At 25.9% G+C, this 21,598-nt stretch carries 50 protein-coding genes; 45 read left to right on the top strand and 5 right to left on the bottom strand.

Going from position 1 to position 21,598, the window contains the following annotated elements; all coding sequences use genetic code 11:
• Nucleotides 1-349 (top strand): hypothetical protein (locus tag ACTG3V_RS12100; protein WP_439132428.1); only part of this gene is annotated, 349 nt, incomplete at its 5' end.
• Between the two features lie 78 nt (nt 350-427).
• Nucleotides 428-1,183, top strand: a complete 756-nt coding sequence (locus ACTG3V_RS12095) for a hypothetical protein (RefSeq protein WP_439132427.1) — start codon at nt 428-430, stop codon at nt 1,181-1,183.
• Between the two features lie 395 nt (nt 1,184-1,578).
• On the opposite strand, the gene ACTG3V_RS12090 is transcribed toward ACTG3V_RS12095, so the two are convergent.
• The 5 genes from ACTG3V_RS12090 to ACTG3V_RS12070 all read right to left on the bottom strand — a co-directional run bounded on the left by ACTG3V_RS12090 (nt 1,579) and on the right by ACTG3V_RS12070 (nt 3,148).
• Complete coding sequence (locus tag ACTG3V_RS12090; RefSeq protein WP_439132426.1) at nt 1,579-1,782, bottom strand: hypothetical protein; 204 nt, start codon at nt 1,780-1,782, stop codon at nt 1,579-1,581.
• A 4-nt stretch (nt 1,783-1,786) separates the two neighbouring features.
• Nucleotides 1,787-1,990 carry a hypothetical protein gene (locus ACTG3V_RS12085; RefSeq protein WP_439132425.1) on the bottom strand — a complete coding sequence of 68 codons (204 nt, stop codon included), beginning with the start codon at nt 1,988-1,990 and terminating at the stop codon, nt 1,787-1,789.
• 70 nt (nt 1,991-2,060) lie between these two features.
• Nucleotides 2,061-2,357, bottom strand: coding sequence for a hypothetical protein (locus ACTG3V_RS12080; protein WP_439132424.1), 297 nt, complete (start codon nt 2,355-2,357; stop codon nt 2,061-2,063).
• A gap of 7 nt (nt 2,358-2,364) precedes the next feature.
• A complete protein-coding gene (locus ACTG3V_RS12075) occupies nt 2,365-2,712 on the bottom strand; it encodes a hypothetical protein (RefSeq protein WP_439132423.1) in 348 nt (115 codons plus the stop codon).
• Nucleotides 2,699-3,148, bottom strand: coding sequence for a hypothetical protein (locus tag ACTG3V_RS12070; RefSeq protein ID WP_439132422.1), 450 nt, complete (start codon nt 3,146-3,148; stop codon nt 2,699-2,701). The genes ACTG3V_RS12075 and ACTG3V_RS12070 overlap by 14 nt, the downstream gene beginning before the upstream one ends.
• A gap of 1,055 nt (nt 3,149-4,203) precedes the next feature.
• Here ACTG3V_RS12070 and ACTG3V_RS12065 point away from each other — a divergent pair.
• The 43 genes from ACTG3V_RS12065 to ACTG3V_RS11855 all read left to right on the top strand — a co-directional run bounded on the left by ACTG3V_RS12065 (nt 4,204) and on the right by ACTG3V_RS11855 (nt 21,488).
• Nucleotides 4,204-4,392 (top strand): hypothetical protein, encoded by a 189-nt coding sequence (locus ACTG3V_RS12065; protein WP_439132421.1) that lies wholly within the window; start codon nt 4,204-4,206, stop codon nt 4,390-4,392.
• Between the two features lie 41 nt (nt 4,393-4,433).
• Nucleotides 4,434-4,916 carry a hypothetical protein gene (locus ACTG3V_RS12060; protein ID WP_439132420.1) on the top strand — a complete coding sequence of 161 codons (483 nt, stop codon included), beginning with the start codon at nt 4,434-4,436 and terminating at the stop codon, nt 4,914-4,916.
• Nucleotides 4,917-4,945: 29 nt separating this feature from the next.
• Nucleotides 4,946-5,362, top strand: a complete 417-nt coding sequence (locus ACTG3V_RS12055) for a hypothetical protein (protein WP_439132419.1) — start codon at nt 4,946-4,948, stop codon at nt 5,360-5,362.
• A gap of 124 nt (nt 5,363-5,486) precedes the next feature.
• On the top strand, nt 5,487-5,711 hold the full coding sequence (locus ACTG3V_RS12050; protein ID WP_439132418.1) for a hypothetical protein: 225 nt from the start codon (nt 5,487-5,489) through the stop codon (nt 5,709-5,711).
• Between the two features lie 436 nt (nt 5,712-6,147).
• Nucleotides 6,148-6,504, top strand: coding sequence for a hypothetical protein (locus tag ACTG3V_RS12045; RefSeq protein ID WP_439132417.1), 357 nt, complete (start codon nt 6,148-6,150; stop codon nt 6,502-6,504).
• A gap of 117 nt (nt 6,505-6,621) precedes the next feature.
• The gene (locus tag ACTG3V_RS12040; RefSeq protein WP_439132416.1) at nt 6,622-6,834 is read left to right on the top strand and encodes a hypothetical protein; all 213 of its coding nucleotides are present in this window, start codon (nt 6,622-6,624) and stop codon (nt 6,832-6,834) included.
• 30 nt (nt 6,835-6,864) lie between these two features.
• Nucleotides 6,865-7,116, top strand: coding sequence for a hypothetical protein (locus tag ACTG3V_RS12035; RefSeq protein ID WP_439132415.1), 252 nt, complete (start codon nt 6,865-6,867; stop codon nt 7,114-7,116).
• A 4-nt stretch (nt 7,117-7,120) separates the two neighbouring features.
• Complete coding sequence (locus ACTG3V_RS12030; protein ID WP_439132414.1) at nt 7,121-7,312, top strand: hypothetical protein; 192 nt, start codon at nt 7,121-7,123, stop codon at nt 7,310-7,312.
• Between the two features lie 43 nt (nt 7,313-7,355).
• Nucleotides 7,356-7,655 (top strand): hypothetical protein, encoded by a 300-nt coding sequence (locus tag ACTG3V_RS12025; protein ID WP_439132413.1) that lies wholly within the window; start codon nt 7,356-7,358, stop codon nt 7,653-7,655.
• The gene (locus ACTG3V_RS12020) at nt 7,642-7,869 is read left to right on the top strand and encodes a hypothetical protein (protein WP_439132412.1); all 228 of its coding nucleotides are present in this window, start codon (nt 7,642-7,644) and stop codon (nt 7,867-7,869) included. Before ACTG3V_RS12025 ends, ACTG3V_RS12020 begins: the two co-directional genes overlap by 14 nt.
• A gap of 13 nt (nt 7,870-7,882) precedes the next feature.
• On the top strand, nt 7,883-8,104 hold the full coding sequence (locus ACTG3V_RS12015) for a hypothetical protein (RefSeq protein ID WP_439132411.1): 222 nt from the start codon (nt 7,883-7,885) through the stop codon (nt 8,102-8,104).
• Nucleotides 8,105-8,120: 16 nt separating this feature from the next.
• Nucleotides 8,121-8,321: a hypothetical protein gene (locus ACTG3V_RS12010; RefSeq protein ID WP_439132410.1), complete on the top strand. Its 201-nt coding sequence runs from the start codon at nt 8,121-8,123 to the stop codon at nt 8,319-8,321.
• A 69-nt stretch (nt 8,322-8,390) separates the two neighbouring features.
• A complete protein-coding gene (locus ACTG3V_RS12005) occupies nt 8,391-8,951 on the top strand; it encodes a hypothetical protein (protein WP_439132409.1) in 561 nt (186 codons plus the stop codon).
• Nucleotides 8,948-9,154, top strand: a complete 207-nt coding sequence (locus ACTG3V_RS12000) for a hypothetical protein (protein WP_439132408.1) — start codon at nt 8,948-8,950, stop codon at nt 9,152-9,154. Before ACTG3V_RS12005 ends, ACTG3V_RS12000 begins: the two co-directional genes overlap by 4 nt.
• 43 nt (nt 9,155-9,197) lie before the next feature.
• Nucleotides 9,198-9,389 (top strand): hypothetical protein, encoded by a 192-nt coding sequence (locus ACTG3V_RS11995; RefSeq protein ID WP_439132407.1) that lies wholly within the window; start codon nt 9,198-9,200, stop codon nt 9,387-9,389.
• A 72-nt stretch (nt 9,390-9,461) separates the two neighbouring features.
• Entirely contained in the window at nt 9,462-9,863 is a 402-nt protein-coding gene (locus ACTG3V_RS11990; protein WP_439132406.1) for a hypothetical protein, read from the top strand.
• Entirely contained in the window at nt 9,856-9,990 is a 135-nt protein-coding gene (locus ACTG3V_RS11985; protein ID WP_439132405.1) for a hypothetical protein, read from the top strand. The genes ACTG3V_RS11990 and ACTG3V_RS11985 overlap by 8 nt, the downstream gene beginning before the upstream one ends.
• Complete coding sequence (locus ACTG3V_RS11980; protein WP_439132404.1) at nt 9,980-10,192, top strand: hypothetical protein; 213 nt, start codon at nt 9,980-9,982, stop codon at nt 10,190-10,192. Before ACTG3V_RS11985 ends, ACTG3V_RS11980 begins: the two co-directional genes overlap by 11 nt.
• A gap of 11 nt (nt 10,193-10,203) precedes the next feature.
• Nucleotides 10,204-10,407: a hypothetical protein gene (locus ACTG3V_RS11975; RefSeq protein ID WP_439132403.1), complete on the top strand. Its 204-nt coding sequence runs from the start codon at nt 10,204-10,206 to the stop codon at nt 10,405-10,407.
• Nucleotides 10,408-10,478: 71 nt separating this feature from the next.
• On the top strand, nt 10,479-10,952 hold the full coding sequence (locus ACTG3V_RS11970) for a hypothetical protein (protein WP_439132402.1): 474 nt from the start codon (nt 10,479-10,481) through the stop codon (nt 10,950-10,952).
• A gap of 164 nt (nt 10,953-11,116) precedes the next feature.
• Complete coding sequence (locus ACTG3V_RS11965; protein WP_439132401.1) at nt 11,117-11,416, top strand: hypothetical protein; 300 nt, start codon at nt 11,117-11,119, stop codon at nt 11,414-11,416.
• 22 nt (nt 11,417-11,438) lie between these two features.
• Nucleotides 11,439-12,002 (top strand): hypothetical protein, encoded by a 564-nt coding sequence (locus tag ACTG3V_RS11960; protein WP_439132400.1) that lies wholly within the window; start codon nt 11,439-11,441, stop codon nt 12,000-12,002.
• Entirely contained in the window at nt 12,002-12,274 is a 273-nt protein-coding gene (locus ACTG3V_RS11955) for a hypothetical protein (RefSeq protein ID WP_439132399.1), read from the top strand. Before ACTG3V_RS11960 ends, ACTG3V_RS11955 begins: the two co-directional genes overlap by 1 nt.
• Nucleotides 12,275-12,310: 36 nt before the next feature.
• Entirely contained in the window at nt 12,311-12,571 is a 261-nt protein-coding gene (locus tag ACTG3V_RS11950; RefSeq protein ID WP_439132398.1) for a hypothetical protein, read from the top strand.
• Between the two features lie 4 nt (nt 12,572-12,575).
• The gene (locus ACTG3V_RS11945) at nt 12,576-12,722 is read left to right on the top strand and encodes a hypothetical protein (protein ID WP_439132397.1); all 147 of its coding nucleotides are present in this window, start codon (nt 12,576-12,578) and stop codon (nt 12,720-12,722) included.
• Between the two features lie 4 nt (nt 12,723-12,726).
• Nucleotides 12,727-12,984, top strand: a complete 258-nt coding sequence (locus tag ACTG3V_RS11940) for a hypothetical protein (protein ID WP_439132396.1) — start codon at nt 12,727-12,729, stop codon at nt 12,982-12,984.
• A gap of 2 nt (nt 12,985-12,986) precedes the next feature.
• Entirely contained in the window at nt 12,987-13,205 is a 219-nt protein-coding gene (locus ACTG3V_RS11935) for a hypothetical protein (RefSeq protein WP_439132395.1), read from the top strand.
• 6 nt (nt 13,206-13,211) lie between these two features.
• Entirely contained in the window at nt 13,212-13,574 is a 363-nt protein-coding gene (locus ACTG3V_RS11930) for a hypothetical protein (protein WP_439132394.1), read from the top strand.
• Nucleotides 13,575-13,609: 35 nt separating this feature from the next.
• Nucleotides 13,610-14,032, top strand: coding sequence for a hypothetical protein (locus tag ACTG3V_RS11925; RefSeq protein WP_439132393.1), 423 nt, complete (start codon nt 13,610-13,612; stop codon nt 14,030-14,032).
• Nucleotides 14,033-14,043: 11 nt separating this feature from the next.
• Nucleotides 14,044-14,385, top strand: coding sequence for a hypothetical protein (locus tag ACTG3V_RS11920; RefSeq protein ID WP_439132392.1), 342 nt, complete (start codon nt 14,044-14,046; stop codon nt 14,383-14,385).
• A gap of 2 nt (nt 14,386-14,387) precedes the next feature.
• Nucleotides 14,388-14,753, top strand: a complete 366-nt coding sequence (locus tag ACTG3V_RS11915) for a hypothetical protein (RefSeq protein WP_439132391.1) — start codon at nt 14,388-14,390, stop codon at nt 14,751-14,753.
• 2 nt (nt 14,754-14,755) lie between these two features.
• Nucleotides 14,756-15,271: an HNH endonuclease gene (locus ACTG3V_RS11910; RefSeq protein WP_439132390.1), complete on the top strand. Its 516-nt coding sequence runs from the start codon at nt 14,756-14,758 to the stop codon at nt 15,269-15,271.
• A 21-nt stretch (nt 15,272-15,292) separates the two neighbouring features.
• Entirely contained in the window at nt 15,293-15,538 is a 246-nt protein-coding gene (locus tag ACTG3V_RS11905; protein ID WP_439132389.1) for a hypothetical protein, read from the top strand.
• Complete coding sequence (locus tag ACTG3V_RS11900) at nt 15,514-15,942, top strand: hypothetical protein (RefSeq protein ID WP_439132388.1); 429 nt, start codon at nt 15,514-15,516, stop codon at nt 15,940-15,942. Before ACTG3V_RS11905 ends, ACTG3V_RS11900 begins: the two co-directional genes overlap by 25 nt.
• A gap of 82 nt (nt 15,943-16,024) precedes the next feature.
• Nucleotides 16,025-16,258 carry a hypothetical protein gene (locus ACTG3V_RS11895; protein WP_439132387.1) on the top strand — a complete coding sequence of 78 codons (234 nt, stop codon included), beginning with the start codon at nt 16,025-16,027 and terminating at the stop codon, nt 16,256-16,258.
• 2 nt (nt 16,259-16,260) lie between these two features.
• Nucleotides 16,261-17,085: a hypothetical protein gene (locus ACTG3V_RS11890; protein ID WP_439132386.1), complete on the top strand. Its 825-nt coding sequence runs from the start codon at nt 16,261-16,263 to the stop codon at nt 17,083-17,085.
• Nucleotides 17,072-17,284, top strand: coding sequence for a DUF6965 family protein (locus ACTG3V_RS11885; RefSeq protein ID WP_439132385.1), 213 nt, complete (start codon nt 17,072-17,074; stop codon nt 17,282-17,284). The genes ACTG3V_RS11890 and ACTG3V_RS11885 overlap by 14 nt, the downstream gene beginning before the upstream one ends.
• A gap of 163 nt (nt 17,285-17,447) precedes the next feature.
• Nucleotides 17,448-17,762 (top strand): hypothetical protein, encoded by a 315-nt coding sequence (locus ACTG3V_RS11880; protein ID WP_439132384.1) that lies wholly within the window; start codon nt 17,448-17,450, stop codon nt 17,760-17,762.
• A gap of 23 nt (nt 17,763-17,785) precedes the next feature.
• Nucleotides 17,786-18,856, top strand: coding sequence for a hypothetical protein (locus ACTG3V_RS11875; RefSeq protein ID WP_439132383.1), 1,071 nt, complete (start codon nt 17,786-17,788; stop codon nt 18,854-18,856).
• Between the two features lie 209 nt (nt 18,857-19,065).
• Nucleotides 19,066-20,376, top strand: a complete 1,311-nt coding sequence (locus ACTG3V_RS11870; protein WP_439132382.1) for an AAA family ATPase — start codon at nt 19,066-19,068, stop codon at nt 20,374-20,376.
• A 1-nt stretch (nt 20,377) separates the two neighbouring features.
• Nucleotides 20,378-20,557 carry a hypothetical protein gene (locus tag ACTG3V_RS11865; protein WP_439132381.1) on the top strand — a complete coding sequence of 60 codons (180 nt, stop codon included), beginning with the start codon at nt 20,378-20,380 and terminating at the stop codon, nt 20,555-20,557.
• 97 nt (nt 20,558-20,654) lie between these two features.
• Complete coding sequence (locus ACTG3V_RS11860) at nt 20,655-20,954, top strand: hypothetical protein (RefSeq protein ID WP_439132380.1); 300 nt, start codon at nt 20,655-20,657, stop codon at nt 20,952-20,954.
• A gap of 81 nt (nt 20,955-21,035) precedes the next feature.
• Nucleotides 21,036-21,488 carry a hypothetical protein gene (locus tag ACTG3V_RS11855; RefSeq protein WP_439132379.1) on the top strand — a complete coding sequence of 151 codons (453 nt, stop codon included), beginning with the start codon at nt 21,036-21,038 and terminating at the stop codon, nt 21,486-21,488.
• Nucleotides 21,489-21,598: the final 110 nt, after the last annotated feature.

Below are 21,598 nucleotides of genomic sequence, written 5' to 3'. Positions count from 1 at the left end.
AATGTTTACATTTAACAATACAGAAGAAAAATGGTTTTGCTCTTGGGTTGTTATGAGAAGAAAGTTTCTTAAATCACAAGAAAATGTAAGAGGATTACTTCAAGATATAAAATCATATCAAAAAAAAATAAATAATCTTATTATTGAAAAATCGGTGATAAAAGAAGAAAAATCTGAGTTGCAAAAATCTAATCATTTTTTAAGAGAAAGAATATCTAAATTAGAAATAGATTTAAAAAATATAAAAACCGAGGCACAAGAAAGAAGTATGATGATAAATAAATTCAATCAACTTCATAATATGAATGGTAAAAGAAAAAAGAAAAGAGTTCCTTACAAAAAAAGATAAATATACTGAATTACTGTAATACTCTGTTTTTTAGTTAAAAACAATTACTTTTATTCAGAATTTTTAATTAGATAAACAATGGACTATAAAATATTTAGACGTAATAACTACATTGTAGTTACAGATGAAAACAACGTACATTACACAGGTTTTGCTAAAAATGTTTTAGTAAATAAAACATCAGAATCAAGTACAAATTTCTTTTTTAAAGGAATAGAAAAATTTAGCGACATAGTGCCTTTAGCAAATATTAAAACAGAAGCAGGAGGTGCTTATACAGAACAAGAGTGGGAAGACTTTTACACTTTAAATACGGGTTTTAATACCCCACAAGTGGGTGGGGAACGTCTGTATAGGGGAGTTATTGATTATAATGATACATCAACAACTACAACCCCTATTGAATTAAACTCTGGTAACGCTAATTTATCTACTTGGGTAAATTTACCAAACGACGGATTAGGAGCGTATTCTTTAAATACTGTAGTAGGTGTTTCGGATATAATCGATACTACTGACGGTAAATACGATTTTAGCGAACTTAAACAAGGTGATTTAGTAGATTTAAGAATTGATTTAAGAGTAACTACAAATACACCAAATGTTTTAGTAAAAGCTAGAATTCTTTTAGGAGGAGTTCACGCAAACGCATTTCCAATAGAATTTGCTCATAGGTATTACGATTCTCAACTTACTGACGATGTATTTATAGCATCTACAAAAATTGACTTACAAGAACCTTTTTTATTTACAGATAAATCGATATTGCAAGTATGGGCGGATAAAGATACAACTATTAAAAACCTTGGAGTAAGAAATTGGCTTCATTTATAACATAAATAAGTACAACTACCAAATAAAAAAACCACGCAGATTATGCGTGGTTTTTCAATTAATACAAATGAATGACAATAATTAAAGTAATAAAAATGACCAGAAAAGCTACTATCTTGATAACAAATATATAAAAACAAAAACACACCAACAAGAGCTGATGTGTTTTTTATATTTAACCTTTAAATAAATATAACCACTATGAAAGTGAAGTGGTACAAAAGTAATGTATTTTTTAACACTATAAAATATTTATTTCAATCTTTTTAGAAATTTATCGAGATGAAAAAACTCTAAGAAAGAATCCCAATGAATAATCAAATAAAGTAAAGCGTAAAATATACAAGCACCTGCAATAGAATAACCTATTAAATAAATTAAAAACATCATAATTATTATTTATCATTTATTATTTTACAATCATTAAAACCTATATAGTCAATTCCATATTCTGCGTACACAGCATATTCTTTTTCTTTACGGTTTACCACAACTACTTTTGCTTGAAAAGTATTACCTCTAAAATGTTCTGGAGTGTTTTTATCGTCAGGAAAAGACCATTCTATAGTATCACCTTCTTTTGCTATTTTTCTTGACATAATTTTAAGTTTTAGATAAATCTTTTACTGAATTAAATAAATCTCCAGGAACAGATAAATCGTTGTTATGTAAATGTTCTAAAAACCGACAAGGATCTAATGTAGCAGTATGAATATACCCAACACTCAATAATTGTTTATTTCTTTCTAGTGATTCTGTATGAGTAAGACATTTAATTTTCTTGTCTTTAGCGTATATAAATATCATAATTATCTATTTTAAGGTTTCTAGTGTTTATAAGGGGTTAGGCTTAGTTCGTAACCGTGTAGATACAAAATTATTTATCATTTTTAACAAACCTCAATCCCTTAGAATAAGACTGGTAATTTATAGTTTGTTTTTCGTTTTCCATACAGTCTTCCAACCATTCTACGATTAATCCTTTAGGTTGTTCTGTAAATACATCGTGGCATATATCAGAGATATTAAAATACAGTACATCCCCAAAACAAGCAATACCTGTAACATCATCAGCAACAAAGAACTGAAAATACATATCTTGTTTCTTTTCAAAAGCTTTTACTATATCCATAGTAGCTTTTTCTAAGTTATTTTTTAGATATTGATTTTTCATAATTTATCTATTTTAGTTTTGATTTAAAGTACTCTATTTTACGTTCTATTTCCATAACTTGTTCTTGGTGTATTTCATTTATATGATTAAGGTAACGTCTTCTATTACCTATATACTCACTTACATTTACATTATGAATCCTATCTTCATCTACATTAAAATCATCAGTAAACACCATACAGTAAACACCGTTAATATTAACAGCAACATAATTATTTACAGATTCTTTCTTTACATACTTTACACTTTTAGTACGTGAGCATTTATAAGCATAAGCACCTCTATCTGTAACACTAATATCTATACCTAAATAGATACACTTAAAGTTCTTTAAATCGTATTTAACTGTTACCATTTACTTGATTTTTCTGATTAACTACTTTTGTATTTTTTATCTTGTTAAAATACCTTGGATTAAACACATAGTAATTACTACCAAAGTGTTTTAATAAATCTAAATCAACCAATTCTTTTTTATACTTAAAGAATGTATTTCTACTATACCTACTTTTAAAAAAAGGTAACTCATAATCTACAAATGTACCTCCACTTTCTAAAGGGTCTCTATTATCCTTAGACCTACTCAATACCTTAACCAAGAAAGCCAACGCCTTATCTGATAACTCCCCAGATATATTCATATTTAAAACCATCTTACTAATAGGAACATACTTTACATCACTATAACCCCAATAACTAACCCTACCATCATCAGTAGTAAACCTACTCCTATACAAACCTCTCCAATACCTAAATAAAATTAATTCTAATTTCTCTTTGTTTTCAAACATTAATTAACTATCTTATGCAACAAAGATAATACAATAGTATCACTTTTTAATACTATTTAACATTTATCAATATCAAAAAACGATACTCACTACAATCCTCTACAACCCCCATCAACACTACAAAAACTACCAATATTTACATCAAATCTTTTTATCTCCTATATACGTAGTAGTAGTACGCAAAATAATTAACACCAATATTAGACATATTTTTACTTTTTAATGAGCGTGTACTGTTGAATGTTAGAGCTTAGTACTACAATATCCACCACCTTTTCCATTTGGGTTTTCCGTTTCATTTTAGGGATGGGGTTCTAGATATTCTCAAAACCTTTCTACTTTTTGAGTTTTTTACCTCACACGCTACAGCTAATTCCAAAACTACTCGCCTAATACCTTTTTTAGCTCGTTTAAGACACTTTTAAAACTTTTTGATACTTGGGGGTAGAATTTTTATTTGCGTTGATTAGAGGACGTAAAAATGGGTTAAGACCTGTAAAAAAAATATAATAGATGTTGTTTATAGTTTTATGGTTTATGATGTTTTATTTTTATTATTGTTGTTGCCTATTGTTTAGTGTTGTTGTTATTGGTTTTGTTTATTATTTATATTCTTTATGTTGTCGAGCGGATTGTATAGATATTGTTTATTGTTTATCTGTTGTATTAATATTCTTATTTTGTTGTTGTGATGTTTTATTGTATTGTGTTACTCTTATTATTATATATAGCTTATTATTTAGAATGATTATAAATTAATCTTTTTTTGCTTATTTATTTTTTTTAATCAATTAATATAATGTAGATTTGCATTGTAATTAATACGAACCTTTAAATATTAAAATATTATGAAATCAATTAGTTTTATACTGTCAATAGCTATTTCTTTTTTTACTTTATTATCTTTATATATGGCTTATAACTTTCTTTTAAAGATAAAACACGAACAGGCAATAATATGTATAATTTTATCCCTTGTTTCTTTTTTCTTATTTACTCAATTATATAAAAAACAACAATCATCAAATAATAATAACCTTTAAAATATTATCATTATGAGATCATTAACAGAATTGCAGGAATGTAAAGGCATTAATAAAGATAAGCCGTTAACCAGTAACGAAATTTTAAACTTTGCACCTCAAAACCTTTCGGAATCTTTAGTACTTCAAGAATTAGTACAGGTATTAAAAGAGGAAATTAAAATAGATTTAGTTTCTACTATTAACCATAAATTAAGATAAAACAAACCTTTAAATTTTTAACCTTATAAATATATAATATTATGAAAACACAAAGCAACATTTTAAAGAAATCTTTTGATTTTAAAGCGATACATTTACAATTAACTTTTGACGAAAATTTTTGGTTAAAAGATACTTATAATATCATTATCAACGGGCAAAGTTTTGACTATTTTGCTGGAATAGGGCATAGAGTAGAAAAAAATAAATACTGCAAAAAAGAGGCTCAAAAATGGCTTAATTTCAATAGTCGAAAAGAAATTGAAAGCTATAACTATTTAGTTACTCAGCTAAACACATTCACGAATCCAAAGCCTTTAAATATTGATGATATTTTGTATTGTTTAGTTTTAGATTCTTATTGCGGATCTTTGTCTTTTGATGATTTTTGCGACGAATTCGGATATAGTAATGATTCTATAAATCATTTAAATCTATATCGTGAATGTAGTAAAAACGCTAAAAAATTACAAAAAATAGGCATCAATATTGATGAAGCTAACGAATTATTTCAAGATTATTAAACTTTAAAACAAACTTAAATACTAAAATTATGGATTATTTAGATACTAGAGACCTAGAAGAAAAAAGAAACGATTTAAAAGAACAAATTTTTAATGCTTTTATAGAGGAGTTTCCACAATATGAGGAAATTACAGAAAGTTACGAGGATATAAAACAAGATAAAGAAGAAATTACAAGTTTTATTGATTTATGGAATACGGAAATCGAAGAAATTGAAGAAATAAACGAAATTGAAAACGATTGTAGTGAGTTCTATTACGGTGAAACTTTAATAAACGAAAATTATTTCGAAGAATACGTTAAGGATCTTTTAACTGATTGTGGGTACATTTCTAAAGATTTTCCTCATTGGGTTGAAATAGATTGGAATAGTACAGCGGAGAACGTGCAACAAGATTATTCACAATGCGATTATCAAGGGGAAACATTTTATTTTAGATCGTAAACCCTTAAAACCTGAACAAGTTTTAAAACTGTTTTACTTTCCTTGTTTAATGCTTTATAGAAGTATGTAAAAATCGAATTTTAACAAGGAGCAAAAAATATAAATTAACCTTAAAAATATAATTATGAATGATATTTCAATCTTTGAAGGCATGAAAAAAATAAATGCTACAGAGAAAATAATCGCAAAAAAAAATAATATTGTTGTAACCTTAACAAAATTAGAAAATTGTTTTATAAGATATATAAACGTTAAAAACGAAGCTAAAAAATATTCTTTAAAAGAATACAGTAAAGCCCTAAGCCAGTTACAAAAAAATAACTTTACAATATACACTTATAAAGTATAAAGCCGAACAGCATCTAAAATATAAAAAAAATGAATACTTTAAAGCCAATTTATAACAGATTAAGCATACGTCAAATATTAGCTAATTTACCCGCAAACATATCTAAAACGCATAGAAACGAGTATATTAAAAATTGTTTATTCGTTTACAAAAACGAGCCTAAAAAATTTAATTTAGGATTTTGTAAACTCACAAGAGATGCAAATTTTAGAATTATAAATTTTTATTTAAACCCATAAAACCACAAAAAATGAAAACTTTAAAACTAGTATTAATATTATTAATAATTACCTTTTTATGTAGTTGTGTGTCATCTCAAAAATGTACTACTAGGTCAGTTAATTATAACAGCGCAATAATTAGATAATTCAAAACCTTAACAGCCTTATAATTTATTAAAGAACCTAAAAATTTTAACCTTTAAAATACTTAAAAAATGAAAACTTACAAAATTACTTCTTTACATCATGTTTATATTGATAATTTTAATGAAGGAGAAACCGAAAACGTTAATAATTACGATATAAGCCAAGAAATAAAAGCCGAAAACCTAAAAGAAGCCATAAAAAAATATGTTGATGAGGTTTTATGCTATTCTTTTAAATTTAAATATGCAAATATTGATGAGGATCAAAAATGCATACATTATTCAAATTTGGTCGATAATGATAATATCGAAATTTTACCCAACGAGCAAAAGTATAAAGACTGGCAAAAAAACAAATTAGAATTGTATGCAAATAATTATACAATTTATGCGGAGGAATTAAAAGAAGTCTTTCTTAAAAATTAATAAGTAAAAATATATTTTAAAGGTGGTTTGTTTTTTATCCCCGCAAACAAATGAAGTTAAAAGAACGTTTGCGGGTTTTAAAAACCTATACAATTAACCTTTAATTAAAAAAATAATATGCTTTACAATCAAAAAAAAAGTCCAGGAAAAGCCACAATTTTAAGAGAAAATAAAGAAATTAAAACCTTTATAAAGGAATGGCAAAAAAAGAATATTTACAAATCAAAAGAAAATTTAAAAAAACATAACGAAAATTTTAGAAACGATTTTAAAAAGTTTTTAAGCGCTCAAAAATTTTCTGAATACACAAAGACCTTTTTTATATCTTAATTAAATTAACAACCTTTAAAAATAAAAATTATGCTAATATCAGAACTAAAAAAAAGTGATACATATATTTATATCGATAAAAAAATTCCTTTAAAATTTACGGGAATTTCAGAAGAAAAAAATCAATTTAATTCAGTTTGTAAAGTTGCTATTTTCAATCCAATAAAAACCGAATTAAATAAAAATTGGATTAAAACAAGTAAAAAAATAAATGTAGCTTTTAGCGAAAATTCAGAAACAAAAACCTTTGAAAATTTCTATATAAAACCTTTAAAAAAATAACATCATGCAAATAGAAGTATCAAAAAAAACGTTTTATCTAATATTTGATAATTTAGAACCAACGAAAACAGAACAAAAAGAAACCTATTACAAAGAACATTTTTATAATTCTGAAACCGACCAAAGAGGTACAAAGATATTCAACTTTGTAAGTAGTAAAGAAGGAAATTTTTATTTATATGATATTAATTCTTAAAACGTGCTAATCTTTAAAAAGAGAGCCTTAAAACCTTAAAACAATGGCAATAAAAAGTAGAAAAAATAAAACTATTTTAAATATAGAAATTGACGGCGAAAAATATTGGGCATGGTTTTGGAATCCGTATTCAATTCATAAAGAATTATTAAAAAAATTAATTGAAAAAAAAAGTTGGTTGATTTGCATTGAAACAGATACTAAAAATATCAATTTAGAAATACCAAATTGTTTAAAAATTAGTCCTTATTATTTAGGTGAAAATTATTTATCTAACAATAAAAAAGCTAGAGACATTTTAATAAATAACGTTTTAAAATATGTAAAAAATGAAAATAACTAAATGTTTACACGTTACACAAACAGAAAAAAATCATTTAAAAGCATTTTTAAAAAGCGGTTTATCTGATGCAAAAATCAATACTAAATTTTATAGTATTATATCAAGTTTAGATCAAGGAGCGAAAACCCTATACAAAATTAAAATTTCATCACCTTACAAAGATGATTTTAACCGTAAAAAATACGATACTCAAATTATTGAATTAATCAATTAAAAAACTAAATAAAATGGCAAATTTAAACAACTCTTTAAAAATAGGTAACATAACCTTACAACATAAAATCAGAAAACTATTAGAACAGCCTTATAAATTAGTTCTAGTGCAAAAACACGAACTTGAAAGACTGAAAAACAACGCAAAAAGAAGCAATCAATCTAGCTACATAGAAAAATTGTATAAACACTATATAATAGAAGGAAAACCAAAAACTTATTTGTGTAAAGAATAAAAAACCAAGCCGAAAAATGAAACATTTTATAAAATCAATAGAAAGCTACAGACATTTATTATCTGATAAAGAAACAAGCAAAAAGAAGTTTTTAAACAAAATATTTTGCGACAAAAAAAATAAAGAATCTGATAATAAAAAAATCTTTTATGCAGGTTTAAAAGTAAATTTTAAATCTATAAAATTAGATGCAAAAGAAAATGTTATTTGTAGTTAATTTAATTCTTAAACTTAATTATCTTTAAAAAGAAAGCCTTAAAAAAAACAACCTTTAAATCAAAAAAAAATGAAAACCACAACAGATAAAAGATTAGACACTTTATTTATACATCATAATTGGTTTAGAACCAAAAACGAAAAGACTGGAGGATGGAAAGCCTATGAAACAAAAAGAAATGCTTTGAGGTATTTTGCTTATTCAGGTGATTTTATTTTAGATGATAAAATCAATATCAAAAGAAATGAAACTATAAATTTATTTGATGAACTACCTACAAAAAGCATTTTAAAATTTTGCGGAAAAGAACGAGGAAGTTATAATATTTCAGATTTTGAAATTAGATATTTTGTCTTCTTAAAATTAGTAGTAAAAGAATACAATTTTGTTTTAGAGGATATTTTTACAAGACAACGAAACGAAACAAACGAAAAAAGCCTAAACAGACCTTTTTACGCAAAAGATTATAACGCTATTGATTATAAATACTATCTAATTAAAAAGAAGTGTTTAGAATCGTTAAAAAACGAATACGAAACGGAATTCTATTTACAATTATTAGATTTACTGGAGTACAAAAACTTAAATGTAATTAGAGAGTATAAAGAATATAATTTAAAAGCATCATGAGAATTATCGATCTTAAAATAAGAGATATTAAAACTCTTTACAAAAACCAAAAACCTTTACAAATAGAAAACGAAAAATATGCAATAGGTAAAGTTTGCGGAGCTATTAGTGAATTTAGGTTATTCAGAAAAGGAAAACAATATTTAGTATTAACAGACAACAAAGAAAACGACGAAGATATAACATTTGTTATTCTTAACTAAAAAATAAAAACTAACAAATAATTTAATAGAAAACCTTAAAATTATGTTTAAAAGAAATGCACTCAATAAAGTTTCCGCAGAACATTTCAGAAGCGAAAACAAAAGAATAGCAAAAGAATGTAAACAAAAATGCGTTTTAACAGATGCAGAAAAAGTAAAGAATGGCACTCACAAATGGGTAAGAGAAGGTAAAAAAATAACTCTAAAAAAGATAAACAAAGATGAAGAAAATTAACAGAGTAGCACTTATTACTTGGATAGTAATATTTACAATTAGCTTTTTATTAACCTTAAATGTTTTTTTATAATGGAAAACTCTAAAGAAGTATTAACAGATTTATTCTGTAATAAAATCCCGAAAATGAATAATGTAAACAGTATAAATTCAGAAATAGCCGAATTTATGGAATATGAAAAAGACGTTTACTTTCCTAACATTAAATATTTAATACCAAATATTTCAGACGTTGAAAATGCGGTAGTTTGGAAAATGGATTATGATTTAAAATTCCATAAATCGTGGGATTGGTTAATGCCATTAATCAAAAAACTAGACAGCTTGGCAAGTGAAAAATTAACTTTTTCAGAATTCGAGAACTACAGAACAAATTGGGCTATGATTGATAAACCGTCAAAATACCCTATTGAAAAAGTACACGAACAAGCACATCAATTTATCCAATGGTTAAAAAACAAAGAAAATGAGTAAGACATATTATTTTTATAAATGGTGGACTGAAAAGGTAAAAGGAAATTTTATCGATAACGATACACTAGAACGAATATCAAATAAATTAGATTATCAACCAGTAAAACCACAAACAAATGGACAGTAACCCAGAATTAACAGCCTTACAAAATAGTATTAACCACTTTAAGATAAAAGGCGAAATTAAACTATTTTTTGACCAAGATAAACGCAAAAAAACAAGATTTATTTTAACTAAAGAGGATATTTCTATTTCACCTCCACTAAATTATAGTCAAATGAATATGTATCTTTTAGGTATATGGCACTCTAAAAAACATAAACTTTAAATTAACTTAAAATGGACAAAGACAAAAAAGAAATTTTAGAGCAAATAGTGTTTTGCATAGCAGAAAACACAAGAACTTCATTAATTAACGGAATTTTATCTTTTTCAGACGATGAAGTTTCAGAAAAAAAAGAGTTTATAAAACTTGCAAAAGCATCAAAAAAACAATTAAGAATTCAATTAAACTCTATTTTTCAATACTATTTAGAAAACTAACAACTTAACAAGTAAATAATTCAGTAGAAAACCTTAAACACAAATTTTTAACAACTTAAATAAATATAAAAATGAAAAAATTAATCTTAACTCTTATCACAATCTTATTTGTAAACTTATCTTTTAGCCAATGGACTACTAAAAATTATGTAGATGATTTCGGAGAAGAAACTGAAAACCAATATAAGACAATGATTACAAAAGGATCATTTAGTAATTCTGCTACACAAAACTCAAATCTGCTATGTAAATTTGTAGAAGATTTAACTAAACACAATTTATTAATCTATGTTTTTGAATACGAAAGTAATTTAGCAAACTCTATTGAAACTACTTATGAATTAGTTAGAATAAAAGCTCCAGATAGTAAAATCTATGATTTTAAAAATGTTATTTTTTTCAAAAAAGGGTTTCTTTATTTTGAAGATGAAAACTATGAAGATTTAATGGAAGTTTTAGAGCAAAAAGGAGAACACATTCTAATATTTGACAGAAGCGGTAAGTATTCACAAAGTAGCTATAAAACCAAATTTACAATTAAATAAGAATTTAAGTACACGTTTATATTTTTAACTGCTGAAATGTACTGAAAGCGATAAAATAAAGGTTTACGATAGTATTATCTAATAGTTTACTCCAAACATTATATTAAGTAGCTCAAAACTACTGTAAACCACTAAAAATACAACCTTAAAAACCTTTTTTAATTATGATATACATAGTAACCAGTAAAAAGAAAAAGAAAGTAATCGCAGAAACCGATTATCTTAAAATTGCCGAGTTTATTAAAAAAAACCAAGATGCAAGAATCAGAACCCTAGATTATACAGCAAAACCTAAAATAATGAACCGACAAAAGTTTCTAAGATTATTTTTAGAAGCTACAGGAAATCAAATAGAATTCTTTGCGCTTTCTGAAATATTAGTACCATCATATACCAATTTTGTAAACTTCATTTCTTTTATGGGGTTATTAAAAGAGTATAATCAGTTTAGAAAAACAATTTAAAAACAATTAAAAAACAAAAATTATGAACAATTTAAAAGTATTAGAGTTGCACCAAGAAATTAAAAGTTCCGCAGACAATGAAATTAAAGATATAAAAAAAGAGTTGGATAATTCTATGTTTGATGATGAAATTGTGAGTCAAATTGAGGGGTTGAGAAGTTTGGGTTTTAGAAACTTTGATTACTCCAGAGTTTTAAGAGATTTAGAAAACAAAAAGAAAAAAAGAAAAACACTTAAAACTCTTAAAAAAGACTTTAGCGGTTACGATATTCTTACAGAGGAAACCATATTTGATATATGTAAAAAATATAATCTAAAATTTGATTATATCAAAAACTATACAGCAGAAGTTCCTTTTAAGGTTTTAGATAAATTTAAAAAATTAAATAAATTTATCTCAAAAAACAAATTAGACTATAATTTAAAAGAACTACACATTATAGCTCCTGAATCTAAATTTGACCCAAAAGCAAAAAATTTTAAAAAAGAAGATCCTATTTTAATAGCAAGAATACATTATATGGGTTTTTATGTAGTTATTCATTCTTGGGGATATGAAAAAGAAATCTTAAAAAACTTAAAATAATGAAATTCAATAAACCTTCTTACGGACATAAAAGCTATAATTCAGCTTACAATGGGATATTAAACTATATTCAAGATAATCATCAAGATGTTATTCCAAAAACAAAAGACGTTAATCAATACTTTTCTAAAGTAAATAAACTTATAAGAAAATTTCTGAAATCCAAAAACCTTAAAGTAAAAGATAACGGAAGTAGTAATTCAGCTCATTTTAATGCAAATGTAATTCAAGAAAACTGGAAAGAATTTAAACAGTACTTAGAAGAAATTTAAAAACAATTAAATCTTTAAAAAGAGAGCCTTAAAATTATGAACCATCAAGAAAAAATATTATTCAGAAAATTATTAAAAAAGAATGGATTTGTGAAGTCAGACACATCTGCCAATAAAAAATTAATGGAATTTATTAAAAAGTTTAAAAACGATAAAGCGATTTTTGTTTACACTTACGAGGATGTTGAGGTTTATTTTGACGTTATATCAGGTTATAAAATAAAAAGCATCAAGCAATTTGCTGAATTATACTTAAAATACACTAAAAAAGAATTTAACACAACTTTTAAAAAATAAAATTATGCCACCAATTAAAACTTTTATATTCTTAACAAATGAAGATTACACAATCGAAATAAAAATAGAAACTTATGGAGATGAAAAAAGAGCATTTAAAAAATTAGAAAACCACGTAAAAGATGCTTCAATCTTTTACCTTAAAAAATAAAATTATGGATATTTATATGCTAAAAACAGATGATTTATTTAACACGTTTAAGGATTTTAACGGGTTTACATTAAGCGAATTTAACGACTTGAACGAATTACCTAAAAAATTAATAAAACTTCTTAAAAAAGCTAAAAAATATGATATGGTTTATAGTTTACATAACTTTATGCTAGATTTTAACCTAGAGCAAAAAACAACTTCAAACGAAGAATATATGATGTTTATTCCTGATGAAAAGTTTAATTTAAAAATAATGTAATTATGAAAACATCAATAGATTATAATGCAATACAAGAAGAAATTGACAATAATTTTCTTGACTTGAAATCAGGTGTAAAAGATTGCTACGAGTTTATCCACGAAATGACATTAAAATACATAAAACCTATAAAACCCGAATGTATGGAGTGTTTAGATGAAAATCCATTTGCAGATATGCTGTTTGCAATGTTAGAAATTAATGGAATTGAACTTTATTAAAATATTATGATAACAGAAAAAGAAATAGATTTTCAGAAATTAAAATACTTTAGTCATTTAGATAAAAACCAAAAAATAAAAACTATTAATTATCTAAGAATATTAAAAAATGGTTTAGGGTATTTACCTTATAAGGTCGGCTTAAAAGTCTTAAAATACCAAGATATTAATAGGTCTAAAAAAGAAATAGAATCAATCACTAAAAAACTAAAAGCACAAAAAGTATTCAGAGACACTAAACTAAAAACTTACTTTCCTTTAAATTATAAAGAGATATTAAGTAAGAAAAAAGACTGTTTGAATTGCGGAAATAAAGTGAAGTACCTTTTCTGTAACTTAGATTGTGAGAAAGAATACACTAACGAGTAAATAATTATTCAGAAAACCTTAAAATAAAAAACATTATGACAACCTTTAAAATATTAAATTGGAAGAAAAATAGAAATCAATGCATATTTCAAGTATTAACAAAATGCGGAAAACAATTATCTATTAATGATTACGAAAGTAATATTAACGTAGAAATACAAGATACAGAAGAACTAATTTTAAAAGTAATTCAGTTTTCGGATGATTATCAATTTAACATCCCCGAAGAAAAAAGAATCAAAGGCAAAAAAAGTGAAAATGAAGTTGAAAAATGCTTAATCATTGGTAACGAAGAAAATGTAAACAACCTTTTATTTTCTATTGGATGGAGTAATATAAGTAATTTCCACGTTTACAAAAACCCATTAACAGAATCTTTAATTGATGAACTAAATCAAATTAAATGGCAAATAGAATCAGAGATTGAAGACTATAAAAAACTAAAAGAAAACCTTTAAAATATTAAATTATGATAGTAGAAAATACAAATCTAGAAGAAATAATAAAAAACAACACACTCATAGCAACTAAACTTATGGGTATGTTGTTTACACCAACAAATACTATTTTATTAGATAAAACAGTTAAACCGCAAAGAGCATTTAGACCCGAAGATTTAGACTATCATAAAAATTGGAGTAGTTTAATGCCAGTTGTAGAAAAAGTAGAAGAATTAGGTTATGGAGTTACTATATACAGAAAAGGTTGCCAAATAAATGATGTTTTTTCTACATCTAATGAGTTTAATCACTCATCAAAAAAAGAAGAAACATACAAGGCAATAGTTAAATTTATTAATCTAAAAATATAATTATGTTTACAGGAAAAGACAATATTACAACAGAAGAATTAGGTAAATTAGCAAGAGAAATAAACGCTAAAAAAGTATTTAAAAGACCTATTGTAAAACATAAATACACGCAAGGAGAATGGTTTAAATCAGAAAATTCAATAGGTTTTGTCTATTGTTTAAAAGATAAAAACACAAACGCATTTTCTTTAAATATAAATAACGACGGTAAAATTCCCGACGAAGAAATTGAAGCAAACGGAAGATTAATTGCACAAGCACCTAAAATGCATCAGCTTTGCGAAGCTATGTTCGATATGTTAAAAGACACTAATAGTTATTATCTACCTATATTAGAAGATGTATTAAATAAAATTAACCCTAAATAAAAATGGAATCTAAATCATCAAGAAAAATATTTTTCATTAAAAGAAAAAAAGAGTATTTAAAATACCTAAATTCTAAAGAATGGAAAGAAAAAAGAGATACTGTTCTTAAATTAAGAGGTCGCTCTTGTGAAAGATGTAAAGCAAATTTAAAAGGTAAAATAGCAGACATACATCACAAAACATATAAAAATATTTTTAACGAAAAACTTGATGATTTAGAAATCCTATGTAGAAAATGCCACAAAAAAGAACATAATAAAAAAACTAAAAAAAAGAAATTACGTAAAACTAAACAGCCAAAAACAAAACAACCAAAAACAAAACAAGAATTAAATTTAAAAGAAAAAAATAAAATTTTATTAAAAAAGAGAAAAAGAAAATTAATTTTACAAAAAAATAAAGACAAAAAAGAAAAAGAAAAATTAATTTCCGAATTAAGAAAAAGAAATATACAATCAATAAATAACGTGAGAATATCTTACTGCACACTTAATCAATTAAGAAAAATTAAACTCTAAATAAAACCAAACAAAAAAACAATGTGGCAGATAATAACAAAAACAGAAAGCTGTAAAACCTTTAAATTAGAAACTGTTTTTAACTTCATTTTAAAATCAGAATCTAAAACCTTTGATTATTATTTTAACTACCTTAAACTTACTAAAGGAGAGTTTTTAAAACTATTTTTAAATACTTCTGGAGACTATGAAATGTATCTACAATTAGAAACTAAATTAATATCAGAAAAATCAAGAGAATTATGGGAAAAAGACATAAAGATTTAAAGGAAATTCTACCTTTAATGATAGACCAATTTAAAAAAAACAACCTTACATTAAATGAGGTTGCAGAATCTTCTAAAGTAGATATTCATTTCTTAGAATCTCTTTTAGATAAAGAAAATCCAACCTTATCAAACCTTTCAAGATTATTACAATTTGCCAATATAAAATGCTCTTTTAGAGTTTATGGTATGAGTAGCCATACTCACTACACCTTTCCTGATTATATCTCTATTAAAAGACATATAGAACCAAAATGTTCTGTTAAATTCTATTTCGCATCACAAAATTATTACGATCTAAAACCTTTAAGACCACACCAAAGATTATCTCTTACAGAAAAACAAAATATTATGTTCGATTTTGAACGATACAAAGAAAATAGGATTGATAGAAAAATTAAGTAATTTTTTACACAAAACAGTGTATTTTTGAGTGAAAAAGCAGTATATTTACCAACTCAATTTTAACCTTTAAAATCATTCTTAAATGAAAGAAAGAAATAAGAAATTAAAAAAAAGAGTAGAATTTGTAAAAAAAGAATTAGACTCTCTACAAATAAAAAACCCTAAACATTTTTTTGGATTAAAAAACCCAGAGTATTTAGGCGATAACCATAAAGAAGAAAGATTAAAAAACTTATGGTATTGTAGGGTTTTTGATGAAGATTTTACAAAAAAAATGGAATCGTTTTTAACCTTTAAAAAAACACAATACAAATAGTTATGGCTACAGAAAAATCAATTTTAGAAAAACTTTCAGAACCTTTAAAAATTTCTGATATAGATTTTAGAATACAATCTATTAGTACAAGTGGTTGGGCTACTATTTTACCTTATAAAGATGCCAGGGTAGATATGAATAGACTTGATGAAGTTTGTGGTTTAGATTGGCAGAATAAATACGAATTAATTGATGGTCAATTATTTTGTTCTATTGGTGTAAAGGTTGATAATGAATGGGTTTGGCGAACAGATGTAGGTGTAGAAAGTCAATCAGAAAAAACAAAAGGTAGAGCTTCTGATTCTTTTAAAAGAGCAGGTTTTAGATTTGGTATTGGTAGAGAGTTATATGATTATCCTAGAATATTTCTACAGCTAAAAGGAGCTAAAGATTTAACTCACGAAAAAGATAAGCCAGAATTTAAGGTAAAAGCACTTCAAGGAGGTAAAAAAATTGGAACTTCTGATTGGGGGTTAAAGTTAGATAAATGGACATGGGATATTGATTTCGACGAAAATAATAAAGTTAAAAGAATTTTAGGAAAAGACGAAAAAGGAGTTTTAAGATTTGATTCTAATATCGATTTTAATAGTTTACCTAAAAGTAATAATCAAACTCAACAAACACCTCCAAAACAAACGCCACCACCAAAAACCATTACTAAAGAGAAAAAAACTTTAAGTGATAGTAATTATCAAGACGCTTTAAAATCTGACAAATTAGACCTTTTAACAAAAGCATTAACTACAAGGGCATTAACTCCAGAACAAATAATAGGTATATCAAAAAGAATTGAAGAATTAAAAAAGAAAAATGAAAAAGATTGATGAAATAGAGTTGTTTTTTAAAGGGTATAAATTTCCTGACGAACCCATAGAATTAAATAAAGCTACAGTAATCAGAAACCCTACTATATTTATTGCCTCTCATTTAGATATGTTAAGAGGTAATAATAGTAGAAAAATAAAAAAGCCTTATTGGGATAGATTAGAACAGTTTTACAACAAATTAAAAAGCGAGATTTAACGATAATCTCAAAGTATTAACCTTTAAATATAATAAATGAAAGAATTAAAAAGAAGTGAGGACAAAACCACTTTTACAAGTTGGTTGCCTTTAGTTATCGCTATAATTATATTGATATTTCTATTCTCACTAATTTCTTTTAACCTTAAATCATAAACAAATTATGGGAGCAAATAAAGAATTACACAACACTTACAGACATTTACAAGAATCTTATTTAACAGATATTGATATGAGTGGAGGGCTGTATTTAGAAATGCAAGAAAGAAATAAACAAGAGTTAAAAGTTATTGTTACTAATTTCGGATTTTTATACAAAGCATTTTTAAATGGAAGAAGAATTTATAAGGAAGAACTTTATAAGTTAATAGGTATTACAGAAAACACACCTTTAAGATTAGAGCATCACGTTTATAATTTCGAGAAAGAAAACAAAAGAAAATTCAAAGTAGAAGTTCAAGAAATAAACGTAGAGTAATAAAGCCTTAAATAAATATAAAAATGAGAAGTAGAATAGTCGGAACGGAATTTAATCCGTCAGAAGCAAAAGAAATTCAAGAGGGAAGTCAGATAACAATCTCTCACGAACCTTACAACCAATTTGATAGTAAAGCATTAGTAGTTTTATTTAATGATGAAAAAATAGGTTACATAAGCAAAACCGATGACATATACGATATAGAGAGAATAAACTTTCCAATTACAGGAAAAGTAGTTGATTTCTACATCAAAGATGAATCAGATACCAAGTTTAAAAAACACCTGGTAAATCACTTGGTTTCTTGTACCATAGAAATAGCGGATAGAGTAGAATTAAAAAAAGAAGATAACGTAAAATCTTTTAATGAAGAAGGTGTTATTATAAATTTTAACGAAGACACTCATACATACACAAATCCTATTACAAAAGAGTTTTTAATCGGAGCAACCACGTATGTAAAGAAGTACATTCAAAAGTTTCCTTCACACGCTTTACAGAATTGCATTAAGTATTGGAAATTAGAAAAAGAAATTATTCAAGGTGCTTGGGATTTAAGTAGAGATTGTTCAGCTAGCTTCGGCACATCCATTCATAAAGCCCTTGAATTTTCTGACTTATACGGGTCTTACAAAAAACCAAAAGACGGATCAAGATGTTTTCAAATTAAACATCCGATGTTAAAACGAATTGTAAAAGAATTTTACGAGTTAAATGATAAATTAGGTTTTGAAGGAGATGTTATTCCAGAAGCATTAATTACAGATGTAGAAAACAATCATTGTGCTTTAGGAGATAGAGTTTTAGTTACCTCTTGGGAAAATAAAACTTGCAGACTTCAAGACTATAAAGTAAATATTAAATTTACTGAAAAAGGAGAGGTTAAATGGACTGATTTAATGCCTTTAAATCTACCAACTACAAAGTTATCTAAACTTGCTTTACAACTTAAATTTCAAGCCCAAATGTTAGAAAAAAGTGGTTGGACTATTGAGGGTTGTGATGGTTTCGTTTATGCAGAGAGAGGTTGGGAACATCACGAAGTAGATATGTTACATCACTTTAATATTATTACTGGAGAATTAGAAGTTTAAGAAATGAAAATCGTATTTAAAAAAGACAAATCAAAAACCCACGTTTGCTTCATTTGTAACAAACAATTTAATTGGGATAAAAACTCTTTAAGATGGGGTAAAATGGAATACGAAACAATTCAAGAAAAAAAAGAAATAGATAAGGTGTTTTGCAGTAAAAAATGTGCTAACAAATTAAAACATAAACAATAACTTAAAAACAAGAAATAATGAAAATCAAATCAATTGAAGTAGTAAACTACAAAGCAATCCAAAATCAAGAAATAGATTTAAACGGTCATTCTGCAATTATTACAGGCGGAAACAATAAAGGTAAATCAAGCCTTTTAAAAGGTTTAATTAATCGTTTTCAAGGCGAAAAACCAAACATTATTGTTCGTAGAGGAGAAACAAAAGGCAGTAATAAAATGGAGTTAACTGACGGATCTAAAATTCATTGGGGTTTTACAGAAAAATCAGAGAAATTATCTTTTACAACCGCCGAAGATATTAAAATGACTACAGGTGTTATTTCTGCAATCGGAGAAAAGTATTTCGGAGTTAAATTTGATATTGATAAATTTATCAGAAGTACTAAAAAAGAAGCTCTTAAAATGGTTCAAAACCTTTTAGGTATAGATTTATCCGAAATAGATAAAAAGTACGCAGAAAAGTACTCAGAAAGAACTGATGCTAACAGAGAATTAAAAAGAATATCAGGTTTAAATAAGAAAAAACCCGAAGAAGTTACAAACCCAGATATTGATGCAATTAAAAAAAGAAAAGAAGATTTAGTAAAAGAGAATACTTCTTTAAAAGAAAATTGGGTTAAAGAAAATGAAGAATATCAAAAAGAAGCTATAGAGTTTAATGAACTTCAAGAAAACTTAAAAAACGATTTAATTACTATTAAAAATGATTTTAATAAACTATTAAGCATTAGAGGAACAGCAGTATCAAAATTTATTGATTATGATGGTATTACAAATGAGTTGATAAAAAAACACCCAGAACCAAAACCATATAAAGAGGTTAAAACTTTAGACGAGCCAACTTATCACACTTTTACAGAAATAGATAAAGAATTAGAAGATGCTTATACTCAAAAATATAAATTCGATAATTACGAAAGAGAATTAAAAGAATACAATGATTGGGTAGAAGAAGGTAAAAAAGCAAGAGAAAAATCAGATAATCTTACTAAAGAATTAAACACTATTTCAGAAGAAAGACTTCAAATGATTAAAGACGCTAATCTGCCAGAAGAATTTGAAATGACAGACGATGGTTTACTGTATAATGGTCTACCAATAGACAATAACCAACTATCTAGTTCATCAAAATATATTTGCGCCTTAAAACTAGGTTCTTTAGGTTTAGGAAAAGTAAGAGCAATGCATTTTGACTGTAGTTTCTTAGATAAAAATTCTCTTAATGAAATTATGGAGTGGGCAGAATCAGAAGACTTGCAATTGCTTATAGAGAAGCCTGATTTTAACGCAGGTGAAATTCAGTATAACATTCTAAATAAATTAGATTAAAATGACAAAAAAAGATATTCAAATAGTAGAAGACGAAGTAAAACGCTTTAACAAAAGACTTAAAGCGTTAAAAGAAAGATTAAATACAGATGGAGATTATTATCTTATGGGTTGTAAAGAATCTGGAGCATTAAAAAGATCGGCTTTAGATTTAAAAATGGAATTAACTAGAATTACATAAATGAAAGACCGAGTGTTTTTCGCCAATATTAACTACAACGAAAATGTATATGATTAGGCACGATTAAAAATAATCTGAACTTAAAATTAAGCGATAAATGAAGGCAAAAAAAATAATAATTACAGAACAAGGGTTGTTAGATTTAGGTTTTACATTAGAAGATAATGACTGTTATACAATTAATATTCTAGACGTTAGATTACCTAAATTTAAAAGAATAGACTTATGGACTAGAACTGAATGGGGATTAAAAATGTTTTTAGACATATCAGAGGGTGAACAACCCGACCAAACAAGTATGGAGTTACCTCATATAAAACACATTGATGAATTGCAAAACCTTTTTTTTGCATTAACAGGCACTATGTTAGATTATAAACCAAAAGTTAGTACTTAATCATATACGGTGTTCTTGTGCGTTTTAATACACTTGAACTACTATATACAACAACCTATTGTAGTAAAAAAAACGAAAAAAATGAAATCTCCAAACGAAATTACTCTTCCTGTTTTAATTAAAAACTTCAAATTCGCATCCAATATAAATATCATAGCAAATATTTTAAAAGGATACGAAGGAAATACAATCGATGTTACTTTTAAAAAAAGAAGAAATAAAAGAAGCAATAAACAAAACGCTTACTATTGGAAAATTATAGTAGTCATATTCCAAAATTGCATACTCGAAGAATGGGGAGAGGTAAAAACAAAGCAAGAGGTACACGAATTTTTAAAATACAACTGTAACTACGAAGAAAAAGTAAACGAAGATACAGGAGAGGTTTTAAGAGTTATTATCAGCACCACAGAAAACACTACATCAGAACAAGAAGTTTACCACACAAGATGTAGAAACTTATGTAAAGAATTTTTTAATACAGATATACCTCTTCCAAACGAAGAGGTAACACTTAATTTTGATAGAAAATAAAAACATTAAACTAAAGTATAAAAATTTTTACTTTGTAAATACAATATTTTATACTACTTTTGAATTATGGGAAAATTAGATAAGAAAAAATACACGGTAAAACAGTATGC

The organism is Polaribacter sp. (assembly GCF_965660385.1).
Taxonomy (GTDB): domain Bacteria; phylum Bacteroidota; class Bacteroidia; order Flavobacteriales; family Flavobacteriaceae; genus Polaribacter.
Note: the sequence above shows the minus strand (reverse complement) of the source record. Positions and strands in the feature narration are given on the sequence as shown.